We start from the raw sequence: 19534 nt of genomic DNA, 5'->3' as shown, positions 1-19534 counted from the left end.
AAACCAAAAGGAGATTCGGGTGCTCATTTTATTGTTTGTGCTAATTGCCGCAGTTGTTTTATTAATGGCTAAACAAGCCGCTATTTCCGTCTGGGGAATAACCTATTTAGTCCTTGCTGCTTTATTTATTCAACTTGCTCCGGTAAGCGTAATGTCCTATTTCTTTATTGGTTTATTAGGAGTTTTTTTTATTGTTGGCACAATCAAACCCTTACGGAGAGCGCTTATTTCCAATCATTTATTTCATGTGGTTGAGAAAGCGTTACCAAAAATGTCAAAAACAGAACGTGAGGCATTAGAAGCTGGCTCGATAGGGTGGGAAGCAGATATTTTTAGTGGTTCCCCTGATTACACCAAATTATTAAATACCCCTATCCCTCCTTTAACTACGGAAGAGCAAGCGTTTTTAGATGGACCTGTAAATGCTTTGTGTAGAATGGTTGATGATTGGGAGGTTACCCATAATTTAACCGATCTTCCCTCCGATGTTTGGCAGTTTATTAAGGACAATAAGTTTTTAGGAATGATTATCCCTAAACAGTTTGGCGGCTTGGAGTTCTCCGCACAGGCTGTGATGTCAGTTCTCTCTAAACTTTATGGGCGGTCTATTTCTTTAGCCACTACCGTGGCTGTTCCTAATTCCTTAGGTCCAGGGGAATTATTGTTAAAATATGGGACAGAGGAACAAAAAAATTATTATTTGCCACGTTTGGCCAATGGCACAGAGATTCCTTGTTTTGCCTTAACAGGTCCTAATGCCGGATCGGATGCTGCTTCGATTCCTGATAAAGGGGAAGTATGTAAGCAAACAATAAATGGTAAGGAAGTGCTTGGTATTCGCGTGAGTTGGGATAAACGTTTTATTACCCTTTGTCCAGTAGCTACATTAGTAGGCTTGGCTTTTCGATTGTTTGACCCCGATAATCTCCTGGGAAAAGGGTATGATGTGGGTATTAGCTGCGCTTTAATTCCTGCCGACACTCCGGGAGTTATAAAAGGAAGACGCCATTTTCCCTTGAATATAGCATTTCTCAATGGTCCAACCCAAGGTAAAGATGTTTTTATTCCCCTTGATTATCTAATTGGTGGAGTAGAAATGGCAGGGCAGGGATGGCGTATGTTGATGGAATGCTTAAGCGCTGGCCGGGCCATATCCTTGCCCTCTAGTGCTTTGGGCGGATCACAAGCCGCGGCATTAGCTTCGGGTGCATATGCCCGAGTACGGAAACAGTTTAGTTTACCTATAGGTAAATTTGAAGGTATTGAAGAGCCATTAGCCCGTATAGCCGGGAACACCTATCTTATTGACGCTAGTCTTACCATGACTGCTGCAGCTATAGACAGAGGGGAAAAATCCGCTGTTGCCGGTGCTATTTTGAAATACCACACGACCGAATTGGCAAGACAGGTTGCCCTTGATGCTATGGATATTCATGGAGGAAAAGGAATTTGTTTGGGACCTAATAATTATTTAGGAAGGGGCTATCAGGCTACTCCTATTAGCATCACCGTAGAAGGCGCTAATATATTAACCCGCAGCTTGATAATTTTCGGTCAGGGGGCTATTCGGTGCCATCCTTATGTTCTTAAAGAAATAGAAAGTATTCGTAGTAAAGATCGTAAAGCATTTGATAACGCTTTCTGGGGACATATCGCTTTCTTTTTCAGTAATTTTATTAATAGTGTAATTACCTTGTTTACGGATGGCCACTTCCTAAAAAGCCCCCCTGGAGCCACCCATAGATATTTCCAGTTGCTAACCCGCTATAGTCGAAACTTAGCGTTTTTAGCGGATTTTTCTATGTTTATTCTAGGGGCAAATTTAAAAAGAAAAGAAAAACTATCCGCCCGTTTAGGAGATATTTTAAGTAAGTTGTATTTGATTTCAGGTGTATTAAAACGATTTCAGCAAGATGGTCAACCGTCCGAAGATTTACCTTTGGTGAATTGGTGTTGTCAGCAGTTATTCTATGAAACGGAAGTGGCTATGAGAGGGGTTGTTGATAATTTCCCCGGAAAAGGCGCCCGTGTATTTTTACGTTTAGTACTAACGCCCTGGACAAGAAGACAAAAACCGAGCGACAGTTTAGGACAAAAAGTCGCCCAGCTTTTATTACAACCTGGTGAAACGCGTTCAAGAATTAGTCGACTAACTTTTGCTGAAGCATTAGAGAGTTGTCCATTAGGCCGTTTAGAAGAAACGTTTTATAAAGTGTGTGCTGCTGAAGTTACAGAAAACAAAGTTATCAAAGCCTTTAAAGAAGGAAAATTGCAGTCTTTGACATTCCTTGAACAAATAGAGGAAGCGTTTTCATTACAGCTGATTAATGAAACCGAAAGGCTTCAACTAAAAGACATGGAAGTTGCTCGTCAGCAAGCTATTGCGGTAGATGATTTTGCAAATGAAGAGTTGGCAAGAACTATAAATCACACAGGTGAGGAAATAACCACAAAAAAGAAGTTAAAGGTTAAGGTTGCTGTGTAGTAGGTTGGTTCCGAGGACCTGAGCGATCGTCACTTTTTATTCAACCGCTATTTTATTTCTTTCATTCCAGCTATTTTTTTGTCATTCCGCGAAGGCGGGAATGACAGGCATTTAAAAAGTGACGTTCTATCAGGCCGAAGGCCCAACGTATTTATTTTGCATCGGAGTGTTGGGCCTTCGGCACCAACCTACCTCTAAAAACAAAGAAATTCGTAGGTTGGGCCTGCAGGGGCGGTAAATCAAGCTAACGCTTCATCCGGCATGGTTACATTTAATTCCAAAACAGCGCTATCGCCAATTCTTTCTAAATGCACACTGACTTGATCTTTATTGATATTCACGTATTTTGCAATCACCGCTAAAATTTCTTCTTGTAACTTGGGAAGATAATCCGGTGTTTGTCGTTGTGAGCGTTCGTGAGAAATAATAATTTGCAGACGTTCTTTTGCGACTTTAGCTGTAGTGTTGCGTTTTCTTAAATAGCTAAGAATACTCATGCTGGAACATCCTCCTTATTTTTACCGAATAAACGGCGCAATAGTCCTTTGCGTTCTTGAGAAGCAAAACGCATAGGCCGTGATTCTCCAAGAAAACGAGCAATAGCATCTTGATAAGCAAGACCGGCGTCACTATTTTCATCCAGAATAACAGGTGTTCCGGTATTAGATGCTTTTAATACCGCTTTTGATTCAGGGATAATACCAATAAGAGGAATAGCTAATATTTCTTTAACATCTTCCACTGAAAGCATTTCTCCTTTTTCTACGCGATCTAAATCGTAACGTGTTAGTAAAAGATGTTCTTTTATATTACGTCCCTCAATCGCATTTTTTGTTTTGCTGGCTAAAATTCCCAAAATACGATCGGAGTCACGAACAGAAGAAACTTCGGGATTGGTTACAATAATCGCTTCATCTGCGAAATGCATGGCTAGTAATGCGCCTGTCTCAATGCCGGCAGGGGAATCGCAAATGATAAAGTCAAAATCTTTTGCCAATTCATTTAAAATGCGCTCCACTCCCTCAATTGAAAGAGCATCTTTATCACGTGTTTGCGAAGCTGGGAGAATGTACAGTTCGGGAATCCGTTTATCTTTAATTAATGCTTGGTTGAGTGTAGCTTCTCCATTAATCACATTAATAAAATCATAAACAACACGCCGCTCACATCCCATGATGATATCCAGATTACGTAACCCGATATCAAAATCAATTACTACTGTTTTATGGCCTTTCAAAGCCAATCCAGTAGAGATAGCAGCCGAAGAAGTAGTTTTACCTACACCACCTTTACCTGAGGTAACAACGATTATTTTAGCCAACGCTTTGCCCATCCTATTAGTTGACAGTAAATGAATTCTGCCAGTTTACACGTTATCATGAGAGAGATTCAATATTATGAAAAAAAGAAAGCCAATTTGATTGGGGCTAACTCAATTATTGCGTTAAAATATATTCTTATGATGATATGTTTAGTATTAATCAGGATTTACGCATGCAATTAACACAATTTACAGATTACTCCTTACGCGCCTTGATATATATCGCACTTCAAAAAGAGACCTGTACTATTAAAGATATAACCGAGGCATATGGTATTTCGAATAACCATATGATAAAAATTATCCACAATTTATCAAAACTTGGTCTGATTAAAACAATTCGGGGAAAGAATGGTGGAATTTTGATGGCTGTTCCTCCTGAAATGATTAATATAGGTGGACTCATTAAGCAGTTGGAACCTCATTTTGATTTAGTACCTTGTTTTAACAAAGAAAAAGCCAACTGCTGTATCGCTGCCGTATGTAAATTAAAAGGTGTCTTGTATGAAGCGAAGGCGGCATTTATGGAAGTTTTAGAGCGCTACACTTTAATGGATGTTTTACACAACAAAAATGAGCTATCCGTTTTTTTGAACATTAAGTAATACGGAAGGATTATACGATTTTTTGTGCGATCAGAAGACCGAATACACCAGAAATAGCCCGTCCCAATTCGTCTTTTTTATGTAAATGACCTACCGATTCTTTATATTCCAGTATTGACCAGCCACTATCCTGATAGAAGTGGTAGAGCGCTTCCTTTTGCGGTAGGAATTGGAAAAATTCTGGTAAGGAATACGGTTCTGATTGAATGGGGAATACTAAAAAATGGTATCCATTTTTCTTAGTTAATTTTTGCAGCGTGGCAAGTAGTTCCGGGATTCGTTCCGGGTTTAAGAACTGCAAGGAAACTGTTGAGAGCACTAAATCATAAGATGCAGGTTCGAGATTGAGAGGTTCATTTAAATCATGTAGTAATGTATCAACTCCAGCAAGCGCTTCCTTCCGGGCAATCTCTTCAATTGTCGCTAATGCGGACTGGTTATGATCAATTCCAAGAACACGGTGTCCCATTTTTGCTAAATACAATAAATTTCTACCGGATCCACAACCTACATCAAGAATCGATGCTTTCTGCAAATGGGATAAATAAGTTTGATAGACATACAATAAGTCACTATGCACTGCGCCTAAGCTGTATTTTTTATTGAAATACCGGTGAGGCATGCAATAAAAATCAAGACTGGCCTTAAATGAATCACTAATTGGAATAATTTTATGCCATGCAGCAGGAGGAATGAGTATTTGCTGGTTTTCTGTATCCATTTGGGTGCGTGACAACTCCATACCTTGGCCATTTAAGAATACAAAATCGATAGCTCCCTTTTGAAGAGAAAGTTTACCCCAGGTTCCTTCCTTGGTACTGTGTTTTTCCAAAAAGAATGCAAGTTGCCTATGACTCGAAAGTTCAATTTGTTTATAACACATTAACTCGCTGTATTCTGGCATCATGGATCTGTCCTTTAATTCGGATTAGCGATAACCAACTATCGGCCGGTTGCTAATCAATAAGTTCTGTTTCCAGCCTGGTTAAAAGAGTACGTTCATTTGTTAATTTATCAGCGATCTGGTGGTTTACGTCCCGGTGCTCTTCCTCATCAATACGTACCGCCACTAGCACATCACGTAAACGCGCATCCGCTGCTAATCCCCAATAGTTTTTGGCAATATCAGGGGCGGGGCAATTTTCAATACGGCCTTCATCCAGCTCTTGTAAATAATGGGTATAGCTAATTACTGCTTCTTCTTCCAGGTAACCGACAAAACGATGGGCTGTTTTTGAAGAAATAATATACATTAACAGATATAAAACAACGAAAATGGCTTGGGCTATAAAAATAATAAATCGTTCAAACCAATTCGGTTTGGCAATATACATAAAAGTAATCAAATGCATCCGTTCATTCTCTGCTTCCGCTAGCAATGTTTTAATCCAACCCTCGTCATTTTTGATTTTTCTTAAACAACGTAAGTGCAATAAAGCTGCGCCAACCATGCCAGGTACTGCAGCGACTGTTTCAAGTACTATAGCGCGATTGCCATAGCGTTTTTGAAAGAAAGTATCAGCGAAAAAGCGGAAAAACTTAACTAGACCAAAAGCAATTTTATCACTTATGGTTTTAGCCGGTTTATGGGTTGCTGACATGATATGCTCCTTACGGTGTATAAGATAGGGCCATTATACAAAAGATGTATTTAAAATACAACTTTATTGGGGCTTTCTAAATGTAGGTTGGCGCCGCAGGCCCAACAAACGATCTCGCTAATGAGTGTTGGGCCTGCGGCGCCAACCTACATTTAGATTATTGGTTCCCATATCTCTAACACCTATTTCATTTTAACCTCAAATTAACTATAATGTTCGGTTAACTAAAATCCATAGGAGTGCGGCATGACCCTTTCTGTTGTTCAGCAGGCGTTAACGTTTGATGATGTCTTGCTTGTGCCTGCGCACTCTTCTGTTTTGCCTAAAGAAGTTTCTTTAAAAACACGCCTTACTCGCTCCATTGAATTAAACATGCCGCTTATTTCAGCTGCCATGGATACAGTTACCGAATCACGTTTAGCTATTGCTATGGCGCAAGAAGGGGGAATCGGTATTATTCATAAAAATATGAATTTTCTTGATCAAGCTTATGAAGTAAAGAAAGTTAAGAAATTTGAAAGCGGGATGGTAAAAGACCCTATAACTGTTGGTCCATCTCTGACTGTGCAAGAGCTTCTTGACGTCATGTTAAAACATAATTTTTCGGGTGTGCCGGTCGTTGAAGGTGAGAATCTCATTGGAATTGTCACGAGTCGGGATATTCGTTTTGAATCCAATTTATCTTTGCCTGTTTCTGCTGTAATGACACCAAAAGAGCGCTTGGTAACAGTAAAAGAAGGGGCGAGCCGTGAAGAAGTCCGCAGCCTTTTACATAAACATCGATTGGAAAAATTATTAGTAGTTAATGAGGACTTTTGTTTAAGAGGTCTTATCACCGTTAAAGATATTCAAAAAGCGAAAGAAAATCCCTATGCTTGCAAGGATAGCTATGAGCAACTGCGAGTAGGTGCAGCAGTTGGCGTTGGCGAAGGTACCGAAGAAAGAGTGGAGGCATTAGTGGATGCCGGAGTGGATGTAATTGTAGTAGATACTGCACACGGGCATTCACAGGGTGTAATCGATCGTGTTCGTTGGATTAAGAAAAAATATCCCCACTTGCAAGTAATAGGGGGAAATATCGCCACAGCACAAGCAGCACAAGATTTAGCAAAAGCAGGGGCAGATGCTGTAAAAGTAGGCATAGGTCCCGGCTCAATTTGTACTACTCGCATTGTAACCGGTGTGGGTGTGCCCCAAATAACGGCTATTGCTAACGTTGCTAATGGTTTAAAGGGAGAGATTCCTATTATTGCTGATGGTGGTATTCGTTTTTCTGGAGACATTTGCAAGGCTTTGGCAGCTGGTGCTGACACGGTTATGCTAGGTGGAATGTTTGCCGGTACAGAAGAATCCCCGGGAGAGATAGAGCTTTACCAGGGGCGAACGTATAAAAGTTATCGTGGTATGGGATCTATTGGAGCTATGTCACAAGCGCAAGGATCAAGCGATCGTTATTTTCAAGATGTAACCCAAGGTGCTGAGAAATTAGTGCCTGAAGGTATTGAAGGGCGCGTTCCATATAAAGGCCCTGTGCAAACTATCATTCACCAAATGCTTGGGGGATTGCGGTCTTGTATGGGATATTTGGGCTGTAAGGATATTCCTTTACTTCACAAAAACGCGGAATTTGTAACTGTGACCCAGGCGGGCATGCGCGAGTCGCATGTACATGATGTTAGTATTACCAAACAAGCACCTAATTACCAGGTAGATGTATAGTTGTTATGACTAATATAAAAAATAAACCCGTACTCATATTAGATTTTGGTTCCCAATATACGCAACTTATCGGCCGACGAATAAGAGAAATGGGAGTATATTGTGAAATTCATCCTTTCGATATAGAGCTGTCTCATTTCGAACACTTAAATCCTTGTGGGGTTATTCTTTCTGGTGGCCCAGCGACTGTAACGCTACAAGAGACCCCAAAAGCACCGGATTGGTTATTTCAGCAAAAACTTCCTTTATTAGGTATTTGCTATGGAATGCAAACCATGGCTATGCAATTAGGAGGACAAGTAGCTTCTTCTCCCTTGCGAGAGTTTGGCTACGCTGAGCTCCGCCTGCACGGGCATAGCAGTCTACTTGCAAACATTGAAGATAGAATCACTGAGAAAGGAGAGGCCCTTTTAGATGTATGGATGAGCCATGGAGACAAGGTAACGGTTCTCCCTCCACAATTTACCGTGATTTGTGAAACCAATAATGCACCTATTGCAGGCATGGGGGATGAAAAGCGGCACTGGTATGGGCTACAGTTTCATCCGGAAGTGACCCATACACTGCAAGGAGCGCGCATTTTAGAGCGTTTTGTTTTGGAGATTTGTAATGCGGATGCCTCTTGGACTTCGGAAAACATTATCGAAGAAACAATTAGAAAAATTCGTGAACAAGTTGGAACGCAAAAAGTTTTATTAGCGCTTTCAGGAGGGGTAGATTCCTCTGTCGTGGCAGCTCTACTTCATAAAGCAATCGGGAAGCAATTAATCTGTGTATTCGTTGATCATGGTTTATTGAGATTAAATGAACGTGAGCAAGTACTAAAAATGTTTGCTGATCATATGGGGGTATCTATTATTGCCGTAGATGCCGAAGCTCGATTTTTAAAGGCTTTAAAAGGCGTTAATAACCCTGAAGAAAAGCGGAAAATCATGGGGCATACGTTTATTGAAGTGTTTGACGAAGAAGCAGAAAAGTTAAAAGACATTACGTGGCTTGCCCAAGGAACGATATATCCAGATGTTATTGAGTCGGCAGCGACTCATATAAAAGGGGCTGCCGAGGTTATTAAATCGCATCATAATGTGGGTGGTTTACCAGAAACCTTAAACTTACAGTTGTTAGAGCCTTTGCGTGAGCTTTTTAAAGATGAAGTACGAAAAATCGGTTTGGAATTAGGTTTACCTTATGAAATGGTGTACCGCCATCCGTTTCCAGGACCTGGGTTGGCGGTGCGAATTTTAGGGGAAGTCAAAAAAGAATACGCGGATATTCTCCGCCTTGCCGATAACATTTTTATCGAAGAATTAAGAAATCACGACCTATACAAAAAAGTGAGTCAAGCCTTTGCTGTATTTTTGCCAGTAAAAAGTGTGGGTGTTATGGGTGATGGCCGCAAATATGATTATGTTATTTGTCTGCGCGCCGTTGAAACCATTGATTTCATGACAGCAAAATGGTCGCATTTGCCATGGGAGTTTCTAAGCTTGGTTTCTAATCGCATTATCAATGAAGTACCAGGAGTTTCCAGGGTGACCTACGATATTTCTGGAAAACCTCCTGCAACGATTGAATGGGAATAAGATGCTTAAGGATGACTCATTCTGGATGAATAAGGCATTCGAATTAGCTCTTAAAGCTCACAAAGAAGGAGAGGTTCCAGTAGGGGCAGTATTGGTAAGTAGCGAAAATACATTCATTAGTAGTGGTTATAACCAAGTTATAAAAAAAAATGATCCCAGCGCGCATGCTGAAATAATTGCTTTACGCGAGGGCGCGCAGACATTGCAAAATTACCGGCTCTTGGATACAACCTTATATGTAACCCTGGAGCCTTGTTGCATGTGCGCAGGTTGCCTGGTTAATGCCCGCGTAAAACGTATTGTCTTTGCAACGCGTGACTGGCAAGGGGGTGCAGGTGGCTCGGTGTATAACATTTTGCAAGGCTACCCACTTAACCATCAAGTAATAATTGATGAAGGGGTGATGCAGCAAAAATGTGCCACGTTATTGTCAGATTTTTTTAAAACACGAAGAGATCTTGAAAAAAATAATCAAATATAGGGTTGATACAAGGGTCCAACAATACGAAGAATAATATTTTCCCATTAGCACATTTACTCGTTTAATCCCTCAACCATTTTCTTTTTCAACATTTCTTTTTCTAATCCCGTCAGAGGTTTCCCAGCTTTACTTGTTATATAAAACATATCTTCAACGCACTCGCCTGCGGTTGCAATTTTTGCATGATGCAGGTGTATCTGTTCTTTAAAAAAAATACGACTGATAGAGGCTAATAGCCCAGGGCGATCGCTTGTTTTTAAAAATAGGCAGGTAGTTAAATGTCTTTCATCTTCGCTAATAATAATTTCCGGCTTTATCTTAAAATGAGCTTGCGTTCTACTGATGCGTTTTCGCGTTATATGAGGCAAATGTAAAGGGTTGGATAAATTATTTTCTAGGTCTTCTTTGAGCTGTTCGATACGTGATTCCGTTTCCAACGGTTTATTATTCTCATCCAAAATAATATAAGTATCTAAATCAAACTGATTGTCGCAAGTTATAATATTTGCTTCTTGAATGGTTACATGATGATTATTAAGTACGGTAGTTGTTATTGTAAACCGTGAATCTATGTGTGGGGAATAAACAAAAACTTCCGTACCCCCTTGATTGTGGTGCGGCATAATTAATACTACGGGGAATTTTTTTGCAGAAAGAATTGCTTGTGTTTGCTTTGCAATTAATTCCGGTGATTCATGTAAAAAGTATTTTCCTTTGAAATTTTGCCATAAATTTTGTATGTCTGCTAAAGCAAATCCTTGACCTAAAATAATTTGTAAAGCATTTCTTTTTTTAAAATTAATCAACTCTTCTTCGTTAGTGGGTGCCTGCGTTTGCTCTAATAATCGTTTAGCGCCCAAATATAATTCTTTAAGCAATGAATCTTTCCAAGCATTCCAAAGATTTGGATTAGTGGCGCAAATGTCTGCAACCGTTAATAAGTACAAATAATCTAAATACTGAGGATGAGGAAGTTGATTACAAAAATTTTTTACATTTCGTAAGTCATAGATATCTTCTCGTTGGGCGGTTAAAGACATTAGAAGATGATTTTTAACTAGCCATACGAAAAGTGCTTGCTTATCCTCCTCCAGACGATGGATTAAAGAAAAAGCAATAGCTTCTTTGGCACCTAAATCTGAATGATCCCCGCCTCTTCCTTTGCCGATATCATGAAAAAAAGCCGCCAAGTAAAGAATCTCTTTTGCTTTTATCTTGCTCATCAATTTGGCAGCAAGAGGGAATTGCCTGGCATAAGAAGGATTAAGAAATCTTCCTAAGTTTCGGATGACGAAAAGTGTATGCTGATCTACGGTATACACATGAAATAAATCATACTGCATTTGCCCCGTTACTGCCTCAAAACAAGGTAAATACTTTCCTAATACGCCATACCGGCTCATTCGTTGCAATGCTTCAAAGGGGCCATTTTCTTGTTTAAAAAGTTCTAAAAAAATGGCAATGTTAGTCGAGTTTTCACGGAAACCCCCATTAATAAAATGTAGGTTCTCATGAAGCGAGCGAATGGTATTAGCCCGCACCCCTATTATGTGAGGATTTTTAACTAACCATAAAAATAAAGTAAGAATTGTATGTGGGTAGCGGGAAAATACATGATTGTTTTTAACTTCTATATAGTTATTACATTGATGAAAGTATTCATCGAGGGGGAGCAAAGGCTGGTGAGGAGGTAAAATAATTACCTCTTCAAACCATTGTAAGAGTATTTCATTTAATTCACGATTGCGTTTGATAATTTTGAAATAATCTTTCATAAATTGTTCAATAGCGAGAGAGTGATCATTGTCTTCGTAACCAAAGAGATTAGCTAATTGAACCTGATAGTCAAAAAGTAAACGGTCCTCTCTTTTTTGTGCAATTAAATGAAGAGCGAAACGTATACGCCAAAGAAATTGTTGGCAGTTAAGTAATTCCTGGTATTCTTTTTCAGTTAAAAAGCCGCATTCTATTCCGGCTTCTAGGGTTTGAATGGCAAAATGACGTTTAGCCACAGCAAGAATAGTGTGAATATCGCGCAGTCCGCCGGGACCGTTTTTTATATTGGGCTCTAGATTATAGGCCGTTTCACCATATTTTTTATAACGCTGTATTTGCTCTTGGTGTTTAGCAAAATAAAAATTATCACTGGGCCACATTTGTGAAGTATGTGTTGCATAAATTAAGGCCTCCATTAACTGTTTATTTCCAAATAAAAAACGTACATCTAAAATATTTGAAATCACACTTAAATCTTGGGCCGCTAATTGGGAGCAAGCAGAGACGGTGGTAATTTGATGGCCAATTTCTAAACCCAGGCCCCAACAATCTTGAATGAATCGTTCTAACGCTTCTAATTTCTCCGATGTTATTTCTTCCTCATGTAAAATTAAGAGGTCAATATCAGAGTAAAGACTTAACTCTCGGCGTCCATAGCTACCTAAAGCAAGAAAACAAAAGTCCAAAGAAGAGAAGAGATGATGGTGAGTGCCAATTTCAATAAGAATGGAATCAGTAAAATCTGATAACTCTTGAATAAGATGAATAATATTTCGCTTTTGATAGAAAGAATTTTCTAAATATTGGTGAAAAGAAGTTATTTGTTTTTTTACCGCATTTTTTTCTTGATTTAAAGGATGACCATTTGCAGAGTCATCCTTTATTTTTAGTGAACACATAGTGTTTATAAATTAGTCATTATCATCCATGTCATTCATATCGTCTGCTTTGGTATTATTGCCTTGCATACCCATCCCTTGTGGACACATGCCCATTTTCTGTTCCATCATGCTAGCAAATTTGGTTTTTTGTTGTGCATCTAAAAGATTATAAATTTGATTTTTCATTTTAATCTTCGCTTTCATCATTGTACCCATGAGTTCTTTTTTCTGATTAACCAAAGAATCCAATTTAGCTTCATCTATTTTGTCTGATTTAATCAGCGTTTGCATTTGGGTGCGTAATGATTGCATTTGTTCTCTGTTGGATTGCATTTGCGATTTCATTTGATCTTTTATCTGTTGTATTTGTTTTTGTTGGTCTGGGGTGAGATTCAACTCTTGCATCATTTGTCCCATACAATGACAGCCACCCATTCCCATGTGAGCGAAGGCAGTTGTGGCTATGAGTGTAAGTGCAAGAAAGGAAAGGGTTATTATTTTTTTCATTTTTATTGTCCTTTGGATTAAGAGATTATTAGTATAGCTAAGAAACTATAAAATGCTATTTTTACGAGTGACTTAGTACGGATCCTATATTACGCCGCTATTATTTATTTACCAACGTACCGGGTTCTGAAATAAAGCTTATTTACAAAATAATGGATTGAGAGGAATAGAATCAGAGAGGAAGGGGTTTTCCTTTGATCAATTTTCAAGTTTGTGTTATAAATAACGCGCTTTAAATCCACACACGTTTTCATAACATGCAGTAGGGTCCCCGTAGGGGTTCTGTATGGAAAGCGTGGAGGCGTAACCCTAGGAGATATTAGAATGAATGTTAGTATGCGCGAATTACTAGAAGCGGGGGCTCACTTTGGCCATAGAACACGTTTCTGGAACCCTAAAATGGCTGAATTTATTTTCGGCTCACGTAATAAAATTCACATCATTAATCTTGAGAAAACCTTACCCTTGTTTAGTGATGCTTTAAATCATATTGGTCGTTTAGCATCCAATAAAGCCAAAATTCTTTTTGTTGGTACTAAACGTGCAGCACAAGAAAGTATCCGTATTCATGCTGAGCGTTGCGGAATGCCTTATGTTGATCACCGCTGGTTAGGCGGCATGCTCACCAACTACAAAACCGTACGTCAATCCATTTTCCGCTTGAAAGAACTAAAGAAAATGCGTGACGAAGGTGCTTTTAATACTATGATTAAGAAAGAAGCACTTATGTTATCCCGTGAATTAGAGAAGCTTGAGCGCAGTCTTGGCGGTATCGAAGACATGGGTGGCTTGCCAGATGCTTTATTTGTTGTTGATGTTGGCTTTGAACATATCGCAGTTGAAGAAGCACGCCGTTTAAAGATACCTGTTATTGGCGTAGTGGATACCAACAATGATCCGGATACAGTGGATTATGTTATTCCTGCTAATGATGACTCCATGCGGGCTATTGAAATATATGTCCGTTGCGTAGCTGATGCTATTATTGATGCACAACGTGGTAATACCGTAGGTGGTTCTACTGAATTTGTAGAAGTAACTGAAAAAGCGTCTGAAGAAACGCGTAAGTAATTTATATCGCTTGTAAAGGGGTCGTTTATAAACGCCCCCTTTTTTATATTTAAATTTTTAGCTTGATGCTAATTTCTCGAAATTCGGAGACTTAATATGACAATTTCTGCTGGTTTAGTGATGAAGCTTCGTGAGCGTACCGGTGCGGGTATGATGGAGTGTAAAAAATTTTTAGTAGCCACTGGTGGTGACATAGAAAAAGCTATTATCGAAATGCGAAAAGCTGGACAAGCAAAAGCTGATAAAAAAGCTGATCGTATTGCAGCCGAAGGAGCCATTATTATTGTTAAATCCAGCGACGGTCGTCATGCAGTAATGCTAGAAGTTAACAGTGAGACTGATTTTGTTGCCCGCGATGCTAATTTTTCGGCTTTTGCTCAAAATGCTGCAGAAACTGCATTAGAAACTAACGCGCCAGATGTAAATGTATTAGCGAATGCCAAATTTGACAAAGCAGATACTACTGTTGAACAAGCCCGCCAAGAATTGGTAGCAAAGATTGGAGAAAACATTAAATTACGCCGTCTTGCCCATCTGCATTCAGATGGAGTGGTCGGTTATTATTTACATGGAACGAAAATCGGGGTTATGGTTGCACTGAAAAATGGCGATGAAGCTTTAGCAAAAGACATAGCCATGCATATAGCGGCAAGTAGACCAATAGTCGTTAGTAAAGATCAAGTGCCAGCTGATGCAATTGCTAACGAACGAGAAATTTTTACTGCTCAAGCAAGAGAAAGTGGTAAACCCCAAGAAATTATCGATAAAATGATCGAAGGTCGTATTAGTAAATTTGTTGATGAAGTGAGCTTATTGGGTCAACCTTTTGTAAAAGATCCGAACAAAAAAGTAGGCCAACTGTTAAAAGAAAAAAATGCGGAAGTACAATCCTTTATTCGTTTCGAAGTAGGTGAAGGTATTGAGAAAAAAGAAGATAACTTTGTTGAGGAAGTTATGGCGCAGGTTCGTGATCAATGATAAATTCAAATCAGCCTCCACTTAAATACAAGCGAATTTTACTTAAATTTAGTGGCGAAGCCCTTATGGGAAAAGCCCAATCTGGTATTGATCCGGCTGTTTTAGATAAAATCGCCAAAGATGTGGCTGAACTCATCCAAATGGGTTGCGAGGTTGGTATTGTTATTGGTGGCGGCAATCTATTCAGAGGAAAAGCTCTCTCTGAAGCGGGGCTTGGCAGAGTTACAGGCGATCATATGGGTATGTTAGCCACAGTCATGAATGCTTTGGCACTAAGAGATGCCCTGGAGCGTATTGATTTGCCCGCGCGTATTATGTCAGCTATTCCTATGTTAGGAGTAGTTGACCCCTATCATCGGCGCAAGGCAATCAGCCATTTACGCAGTGGCCATGCTGTGATTTTCGCAGCGGGTACTGGCAATCCATTTTTTACGACCGATACAGCTGCCTGTTTACGAGCAATTGAAGTAGGGGCTGATATTGTATTAAAAGCAACCAAGGTGGATGGGGTTTATTCTTCCGATCCGGTAAAAAATCCGGAAGCAACGCGCTATGAGTTTTTGACCTATAGTGAGGTCTTGAGTCAAGGCTTGCAAGTGATGGATTTGACTGCGATTTGTTTATGTCAAGAACAAGCAATGCCTTTGCAAGTTTTTAATATGTTAGATACAAGCGCACTAAGAAAAATCGTTACCGGAGTTCGTGTAGGGACTTTAATTGGAGCTAATCATGATCAATGATGTGAAAAATGATGCTGAAAAACGCATGAAAAAAACCGTTGAATCGCTAGAGCATGAGATGACCAAAATAAGAACAGGTAGAGCCAATGCAAGCTTGCTGGATCATGTTCAAGTTGAATATTACGGTAATTTAACTCCACTAAATCAAATTGCCAGTGTTACTACGAGTGATTCCCGTACCTTAATGGTAACGCCATGGGAAAAGAATATGGTTCCTGTGGTTGAAAAAGCTATTCTGAATTCGGATTTGGGTTTAAATCCTGCAACCGCTGGCAACTCGATTCGCGTTCCTATGCCGCCATTAACTGAAGAACGCCGTAAAGAAATGATAAAAGTGGTTCGTCACGAAGCAGAGCAAGGCCGTGTTTCTATTCGTAATATTCGTAGAGATGCTAATAACCGGTTGAAAGATTTGGTTAAAGATAAGAGTATTTCCGAAGATGACGAAAGACGTGCCAATGAAATGATTCAAAAATTAACGGATAAATACATTAATGAAGTGGATGTTGTTTTGGAAGGTAAAGAGAAAGATTTAATGGAAATTTAGTTGCATAATCTGTTCTTTTTGTGTACAATTTAGTCTCCCGTAAAAACAAAGAAGTAAAGTAATAATGGCTAATGTTGGTGTTCCTCTTTCGGAGGAAATATTTAATTTTCATGCTGTAGAAAAGCTTATTCTTCAAAAAGTAAGAGAAGGTAGTTTCGACGCGAGTACCTTTTTTTCAAATGTTTCTTTAGAGAATTTTGATAGAGTAGTTAGATTAGCTTGCTCCAGTCCATTATTTTTTTCTCTTTGTGAAGATCCCAACCATCAACCGATTTGGGAAACCCTGTACAGCCAATTGGGTTTGCTTCTCTCTAATCCACAAGCGCCTAGAGTTTTTTATCCATTTAAAAAAAACCAGTTAAGAATTCTCTGCGCCGACTATTTATTTTACCTCTCAATAGAAGAAGGAAGAAAAGGGAATACTCAAGGACAAATTAATTTTTCAAAACTTGCCATCAAGTATGGTTCTATACATGCGGTGCAAGAATGGGCCTCTATAGTCTATGCGGGTCTAGGATCTTCTTATAGTGAAAAAGAGTTGTTTGAGTTAATACAACTTATAGCGCCATTACTCGATATTTCTGGCAGCTATGGTTATATAATGCTTGCAGAGACATACCTTCGAATAGCCCAATATTCAATAAAAGAAGAGGATGTTACTTCTGCCATTGCTGCTGCTGAAGCCTGTTGTCAGGAGGCCGACAAATTTTTGCCCGTAAGCACAGAGGCGATTTATAATGCTAGCTGCGGAGAAGGTCTAAGCAAGAGTAATACCTACAAACTTAACTCCCCAAGTGAAGTACTGGAATTTGTCCATCGATTCGCGAAAGACCTCTCTTTGAATACGACTTCTTCTACACCCTAGTTATTCGTTTTTATTTTTTAAGATTTCCTTAAGTTTTTTTTATTAACATGGTAGTTATTATTTTTGCATTAGAGTCGCTTTTATGAAATATCCTTCCAATGGCATTTTACGCATGTACAATATGTTTCCCTACCGAGCATATACTGACAAACCGGGAATTTATGGAATGATTGAATACCTGGATGAAGTTGCGCGAATGGGGTATAACGCTGTGTGGTTGAATCCGTTGCATCTAACAGGCTCTTTCAAGCATGATCATCCCGGTGGTGACGGAAAGGTGAGTGGTAGTTTATATGCTATGGTCGATGATATGGCTTTTAATCCGCTTATCTTTCCTTCAAGTACCGATAATCCAGTTGATTTAATAAAAGCATTTACTCAAAAAGCGCGCGCTCTGGGTATTTATCCCTTATTTGATTTAGTACTGAATCACGTGGGTGTGAACGAGTATGGCTCGAGTCCCTTACAAGATAGATTAAAAGGTTTCCTATTATCAAAACCTGCTGAAGCCGAAGGTGTGCGTTGGCCTGATATACAGGCTATTGATTATTATACGGATGAGTATCAGTTACAACCTATTGAAAAAGAAGAATATGAAGAGACGAAAAAAGTCGCTAAAAAATTTATAATTTATTTAAAATTTGATGAGGGACAGTTGTACACAAGTAAAAGACATTTTATTTGTTTTGTAAAAGTTCAAGGGAAAAGCAAAGAAGTTAGAATTCCTTGTATCGACTTGGGTCTCGATTCTTCAGCGCCTATCGCTCTTTCACAATTAATTCCTCATACAGGGGTAATAAAAGATAAAATCGCCATGGCGATAGATATGGATTTGCCTACAGTAACAGAAGGTTTACTAGCTAAAGATGAGGACCTGGATTTAGGTAAAATTGATAAAGTATTTAAAACCCTCTGGGAGCCTTTTATTATTCGATATATTCGGGACTTAGGGTTCGTGGGTGCACGTGTTGATGCGCTAACGCATGTTCCAGGCAGGGTGCTAAAAACAGCTTTTGATATAATTACCCATGAAGTCCGCACAGTATTTGGAGTGCAACCAATCCTTGTGGGTGAATTAATGGTGGGAACCCCCGAACGCTACACGCAAGTGTTGTCTACATGTGGTTTAACGCATTGTTTACATCCCTGTTCCTATTATTGGGGCCATAGTACAGAAGGGGGTTATTCAAGTGAAATAAGAGAAAGCCCTTTTCAAAGACAAATACAAAGTTTGAGTAAGATTGTATTAACAACTCCAGATTCATCCGGTGGGTTAGTTGGAGTTATTGGTAATCATGATGTTGGCACCTTGAAAGCTATAGTGATGACAGAATTAGCTCTCGCTCGTGCGATTACTAATTCAAATGGTAATCAAGGACGAATAGGTTATTTTAAAAGGGTCTACGATGGTTATAAAAACCGTATTAAAGGCATCCACTCTACTACAGATTTAATGTATTTATTACAATCTGACTTTTACCTTACTGATGTGGAAAGAGACCATATTTATCAAGAATTAAACATGCGTATGCGTGAAAAAATATTTATTCAAGCGCTTATGTGTGGAGGGGGTTGGTACTCATTGGCAGGGGATGAAGTAGGTGTGTGTCACAAACCTGAAGTGTTTTCTGAGTTTGCAAGGGGGCCTTTTGTGGGTTCCTCTTTGATGGAGCGAATCCGCTCTTCAGAGCAAAAACATGATTTGCGGGGGTTTATTGGAGGAATTAATCAAATTCTAGACGCACTTCCTGCATCCACTATAGATGACAAAAGCTACATGTATTATGCAGTAATTAACGAAGAAGAATTTGGCAAAAAAGCTGCCGACTTTTTGTTTTTAGTTGTTCGCTATAGTAAAACGCAAAATAAATATTATGTTGTAGGCCAAGTTACTACGCATCTTCCTGAGGCAATATTATTTGCCAAGTTTGACGAATTACTTTCCAAGGTTCCCAAAGTAGAAGGGGCTAGCTGGGAACTCATGATGGTTGATGCTGCAGGCGAGGTTTTAAGTTCATTAGAAGAAACCAGTGCTGCTTTGCCTGCTCTTTTCTCAATGCTTTCCGTACCCGCGGTGGATGCGTCAGCTGCGTCCACGGCGACCGGGGTTGATGCAAAAAGCCAAACTATCAGGAGTCCTTTTATGGTTCCTACAATTGACGGCAGCGCCCTCCCGTATAAGTCGCCTGTAGCAGAAAGCTTGCAGCAGCAGTATGATAAGGAGCTTAGACTGAAGTATAGTCATTTAATGGCGACACATGGAACGTTTGCTCGATGCGACAGAGCTAGAAAACAACCGGAAATCCCGCTAGTCAAAATTGAGATTTCAAGTTAAAAATAGTTTGGATTTTAAATATCAACATCATAGGGAAAA

General features: G+C 39.4%; 17 protein-coding genes. 11 read left to right on the top strand and 6 right to left on the bottom strand.

The genetic code is table 11. The features are described 5' to 3' along the window. The first annotated feature begins 13 nt into the window (after nt 1-13). Complete coding sequence (locus tag EL206_RS09840) at nt 14-2485, top strand: acyl-CoA dehydrogenase (RefSeq protein ID WP_131739754.1); 2472 nt, start codon at nt 14-16, stop codon at nt 2483-2485. A 239-nt stretch (nt 2486-2724) separates the two neighbouring features. On the opposite strand, the gene minE is transcribed toward EL206_RS09840, so the two are convergent. Together minE and minD are read right to left on the bottom strand one after the other, a co-directional pair. Further along, nucleotides 2725-2982, bottom strand: a complete 258-nt coding sequence (minE, locus tag EL206_RS09835) for a cell division topological specificity factor MinE (protein WP_058461702.1) — start codon at nt 2980-2982, stop codon at nt 2725-2727. Further along, a complete protein-coding gene (gene minD / locus EL206_RS09830) occupies nt 2979-3806 on the bottom strand; it encodes a septum site-determining protein MinD (RefSeq protein WP_058462362.1) in 828 nt (275 codons plus the stop codon). The genes minE and minD overlap by 4 nt, the downstream gene beginning before the upstream one ends. 173 nt (nt 3807-3979) lie before the next feature. On the opposite strand from minD, the gene EL206_RS09825 reads away from it, so the two are divergent. After that, nucleotides 3980-4411, top strand: a complete 432-nt coding sequence (locus EL206_RS09825) for an Rrf2 family transcriptional regulator (RefSeq protein WP_058461701.1) — start codon at nt 3980-3982, stop codon at nt 4409-4411. 10 nt (nt 4412-4421) lie between these two features. Here EL206_RS09825 and tehB read toward each other — a convergent pair whose 3' ends face one another. Continuing rightward, on the bottom strand, nt 4422-5318 hold the full coding sequence (tehB, locus tag EL206_RS09820; RefSeq protein WP_058461700.1) for an SAM-dependent methyltransferase TehB: 897 nt from the start codon (nt 5316-5318) through the stop codon (nt 4422-4424). A 49-nt stretch (nt 5319-5367) separates the two neighbouring features. Beyond that, entirely contained in the window at nt 5368-6012 is a 645-nt protein-coding gene (locus tag EL206_RS09815; protein ID WP_058461699.1) for an alternative oxidase, read from the bottom strand. Between the two features lie 246 nt (nt 6013-6258). Here EL206_RS09815 and guaB point away from each other — a divergent pair, with 246 nt between their 5' ends. From guaB to tadA, 3 genes are read left to right on the top strand one after another with little or no spacing between them, the layout of a single operon-like run. Next, entirely contained in the window at nt 6259-7731 is a 1473-nt protein-coding gene (gene guaB / locus EL206_RS09810) for an IMP dehydrogenase (RefSeq protein WP_058461698.1), read from the top strand. Between the two features lie 5 nt (nt 7732-7736). Then, the gene (guaA, locus tag EL206_RS09805; protein WP_058461697.1) at nt 7737-9314 is read left to right on the top strand and encodes a glutamine-hydrolyzing GMP synthase; all 1578 of its coding nucleotides are present in this window, start codon (nt 7737-7739) and stop codon (nt 9312-9314) included. Nucleotides 9315-9339: 25 nt separating this feature from the next. Further along, complete coding sequence (tadA, locus tag EL206_RS09800; RefSeq protein ID WP_232048557.1) at nt 9340-9795, top strand: tRNA adenosine(34) deaminase TadA; 456 nt, start codon at nt 9340-9342, stop codon at nt 9793-9795. A 53-nt stretch (nt 9796-9848) separates the two neighbouring features. Here tadA and glnD read toward each other — a convergent pair whose 3' ends face one another. Next, nucleotides 9849-12470, bottom strand: a complete 2622-nt coding sequence (gene glnD / locus EL206_RS09795) for a [protein-PII] uridylyltransferase (protein ID WP_058461695.1) — start codon at nt 12468-12470, stop codon at nt 9849-9851. Nucleotides 12471-12482: 12 nt separating this feature from the next. Continuing rightward, a complete protein-coding gene (locus EL206_RS09790; protein ID WP_058461694.1) occupies nt 12483-12959 on the bottom strand; it encodes a Spy/CpxP family protein refolding chaperone in 477 nt (158 codons plus the stop codon). A gap of 324 nt (nt 12960-13283) precedes the next feature. Here EL206_RS09790 and rpsB point away from each other — a divergent pair, with 324 nt between their 5' ends. The 6 genes from rpsB to EL206_RS09760 all read left to right on the top strand — a co-directional run bounded on the left by rpsB (nt 13284) and on the right by EL206_RS09760 (nt 19495). After that, entirely contained in the window at nt 13284-14030 is a 747-nt protein-coding gene (gene rpsB / locus EL206_RS09785; RefSeq protein ID WP_058461693.1) for a 30S ribosomal protein S2, read from the top strand. A 96-nt stretch (nt 14031-14126) separates the two neighbouring features. Then, nucleotides 14127-15008, top strand: coding sequence for a translation elongation factor Ts (tsf, locus tag EL206_RS09780; RefSeq protein WP_058461692.1), 882 nt, complete (start codon nt 14127-14129; stop codon nt 15006-15008). Next, entirely contained in the window at nt 15005-15748 is a 744-nt protein-coding gene (gene pyrH, locus EL206_RS09775; protein ID WP_058461691.1) for a UMP kinase, read from the top strand. Before tsf ends, pyrH begins: the two co-directional genes overlap by 4 nt. After that, a complete protein-coding gene (frr, locus tag EL206_RS09770) occupies nt 15738-16295 on the top strand; it encodes a ribosome recycling factor (RefSeq protein WP_058461690.1) in 558 nt (185 codons plus the stop codon). The genes pyrH and frr overlap by 11 nt, the downstream gene beginning before the upstream one ends. Before the next feature lie 64 nt (nt 16296-16359). Further along, nucleotides 16360-17160 (top strand): DUF5630 domain-containing protein, encoded by an 801-nt coding sequence (locus EL206_RS09765; protein WP_058461689.1) that lies wholly within the window; start codon nt 16360-16362, stop codon nt 17158-17160. A gap of 82 nt (nt 17161-17242) precedes the next feature. Continuing rightward, nucleotides 17243-19495 carry an alpha-amylase family protein gene (locus tag EL206_RS09760; protein ID WP_058461688.1) on the top strand — a complete coding sequence of 751 codons (2253 nt, stop codon included), beginning with the start codon at nt 17243-17245 and terminating at the stop codon, nt 19493-19495. Nucleotides 19496-19534: the final 39 nt, after the last annotated feature.

The sequence above is a fragment of the Legionella adelaidensis genome (assembly GCF_900637865.1).
Taxonomy (GTDB): domain Bacteria; phylum Pseudomonadota; class Gammaproteobacteria; order Legionellales; family Legionellaceae; genus Legionella_A; species Legionella_A adelaidensis.
The sequence above is the reverse complement of the archived record's forward strand: the minus strand, read 5'-3'. Positions and strand labels throughout refer to the sequence as shown.

Excerpts from the sequence above, each read along its gene's own strand:
- rpsB (WP_058461693.1), top strand. The coding sequence starts at position 13,284 with ATGAATGTTAGTATGCGCGAATTACTAGAAGCGGGGGCTCACTTTGGC.
- EL206_RS09790 (WP_058461694.1), bottom strand. The coding sequence starts at position 12,959 with ATGAAAAAAATAATAACCCTTTCCTTTCTTGCACTTACACTCATAGCC.
- EL206_RS09760 (WP_058461688.1), top strand. The coding sequence starts at position 17,243 with ATGAAATATCCTTCCAATGGCATTTTACGCATGTACAATATGTTTCCC.
- guaB (WP_058461698.1), top strand. The coding sequence starts at position 6,259 with ATGACCCTTTCTGTTGTTCAGCAGGCGTTAACGTTTGATGATGTCTTG.
- pyrH (WP_058461691.1), top strand. The coding sequence starts at position 15,005 with ATGATAAATTCAAATCAGCCTCCACTTAAATACAAGCGAATTTTACTT.
- tehB (WP_058461700.1), bottom strand. The coding sequence starts at position 5,318 with ATGATGCCAGAATACAGCGAGTTAATGTGTTATAAACAAATTGAACTT.
- EL206_RS09825 (WP_058461701.1), top strand. The coding sequence starts at position 3,980 with ATGCAATTAACACAATTTACAGATTACTCCTTACGCGCCTTGATATAT.
- EL206_RS09765 (WP_058461689.1), top strand. The coding sequence starts at position 16,360 with ATGGCTAATGTTGGTGTTCCTCTTTCGGAGGAAATATTTAATTTTCAT.
- EL206_RS09815 (WP_058461699.1), bottom strand. The coding sequence starts at position 6,012 with ATGTCAGCAACCCATAAACCGGCTAAAACCATAAGTGATAAAATTGCT.
- tadA (WP_232048557.1), top strand. The coding sequence starts at position 9,340 with ATGAATAAGGCATTCGAATTAGCTCTTAAAGCTCACAAAGAAGGAGAG.
- glnD (WP_058461695.1), bottom strand. The coding sequence starts at position 12,470 with ATGTGTTCACTAAAAATAAAGGATGACTCTGCAAATGGTCATCCTTTA.
- frr (WP_058461690.1), top strand. The coding sequence starts at position 15,738 with ATGATCAATGATGTGAAAAATGATGCTGAAAAACGCATGAAAAAAACC.
- tsf (WP_058461692.1), top strand. The coding sequence starts at position 14,127 with ATGACAATTTCTGCTGGTTTAGTGATGAAGCTTCGTGAGCGTACCGGT.
- minE (WP_058461702.1), bottom strand. The coding sequence starts at position 2,982 with ATGAGTATTCTTAGCTATTTAAGAAAACGCAACACTACAGCTAAAGTC.
- guaA (WP_058461697.1), top strand. The coding sequence starts at position 7,737 with ATGACTAATATAAAAAATAAACCCGTACTCATATTAGATTTTGGTTCC.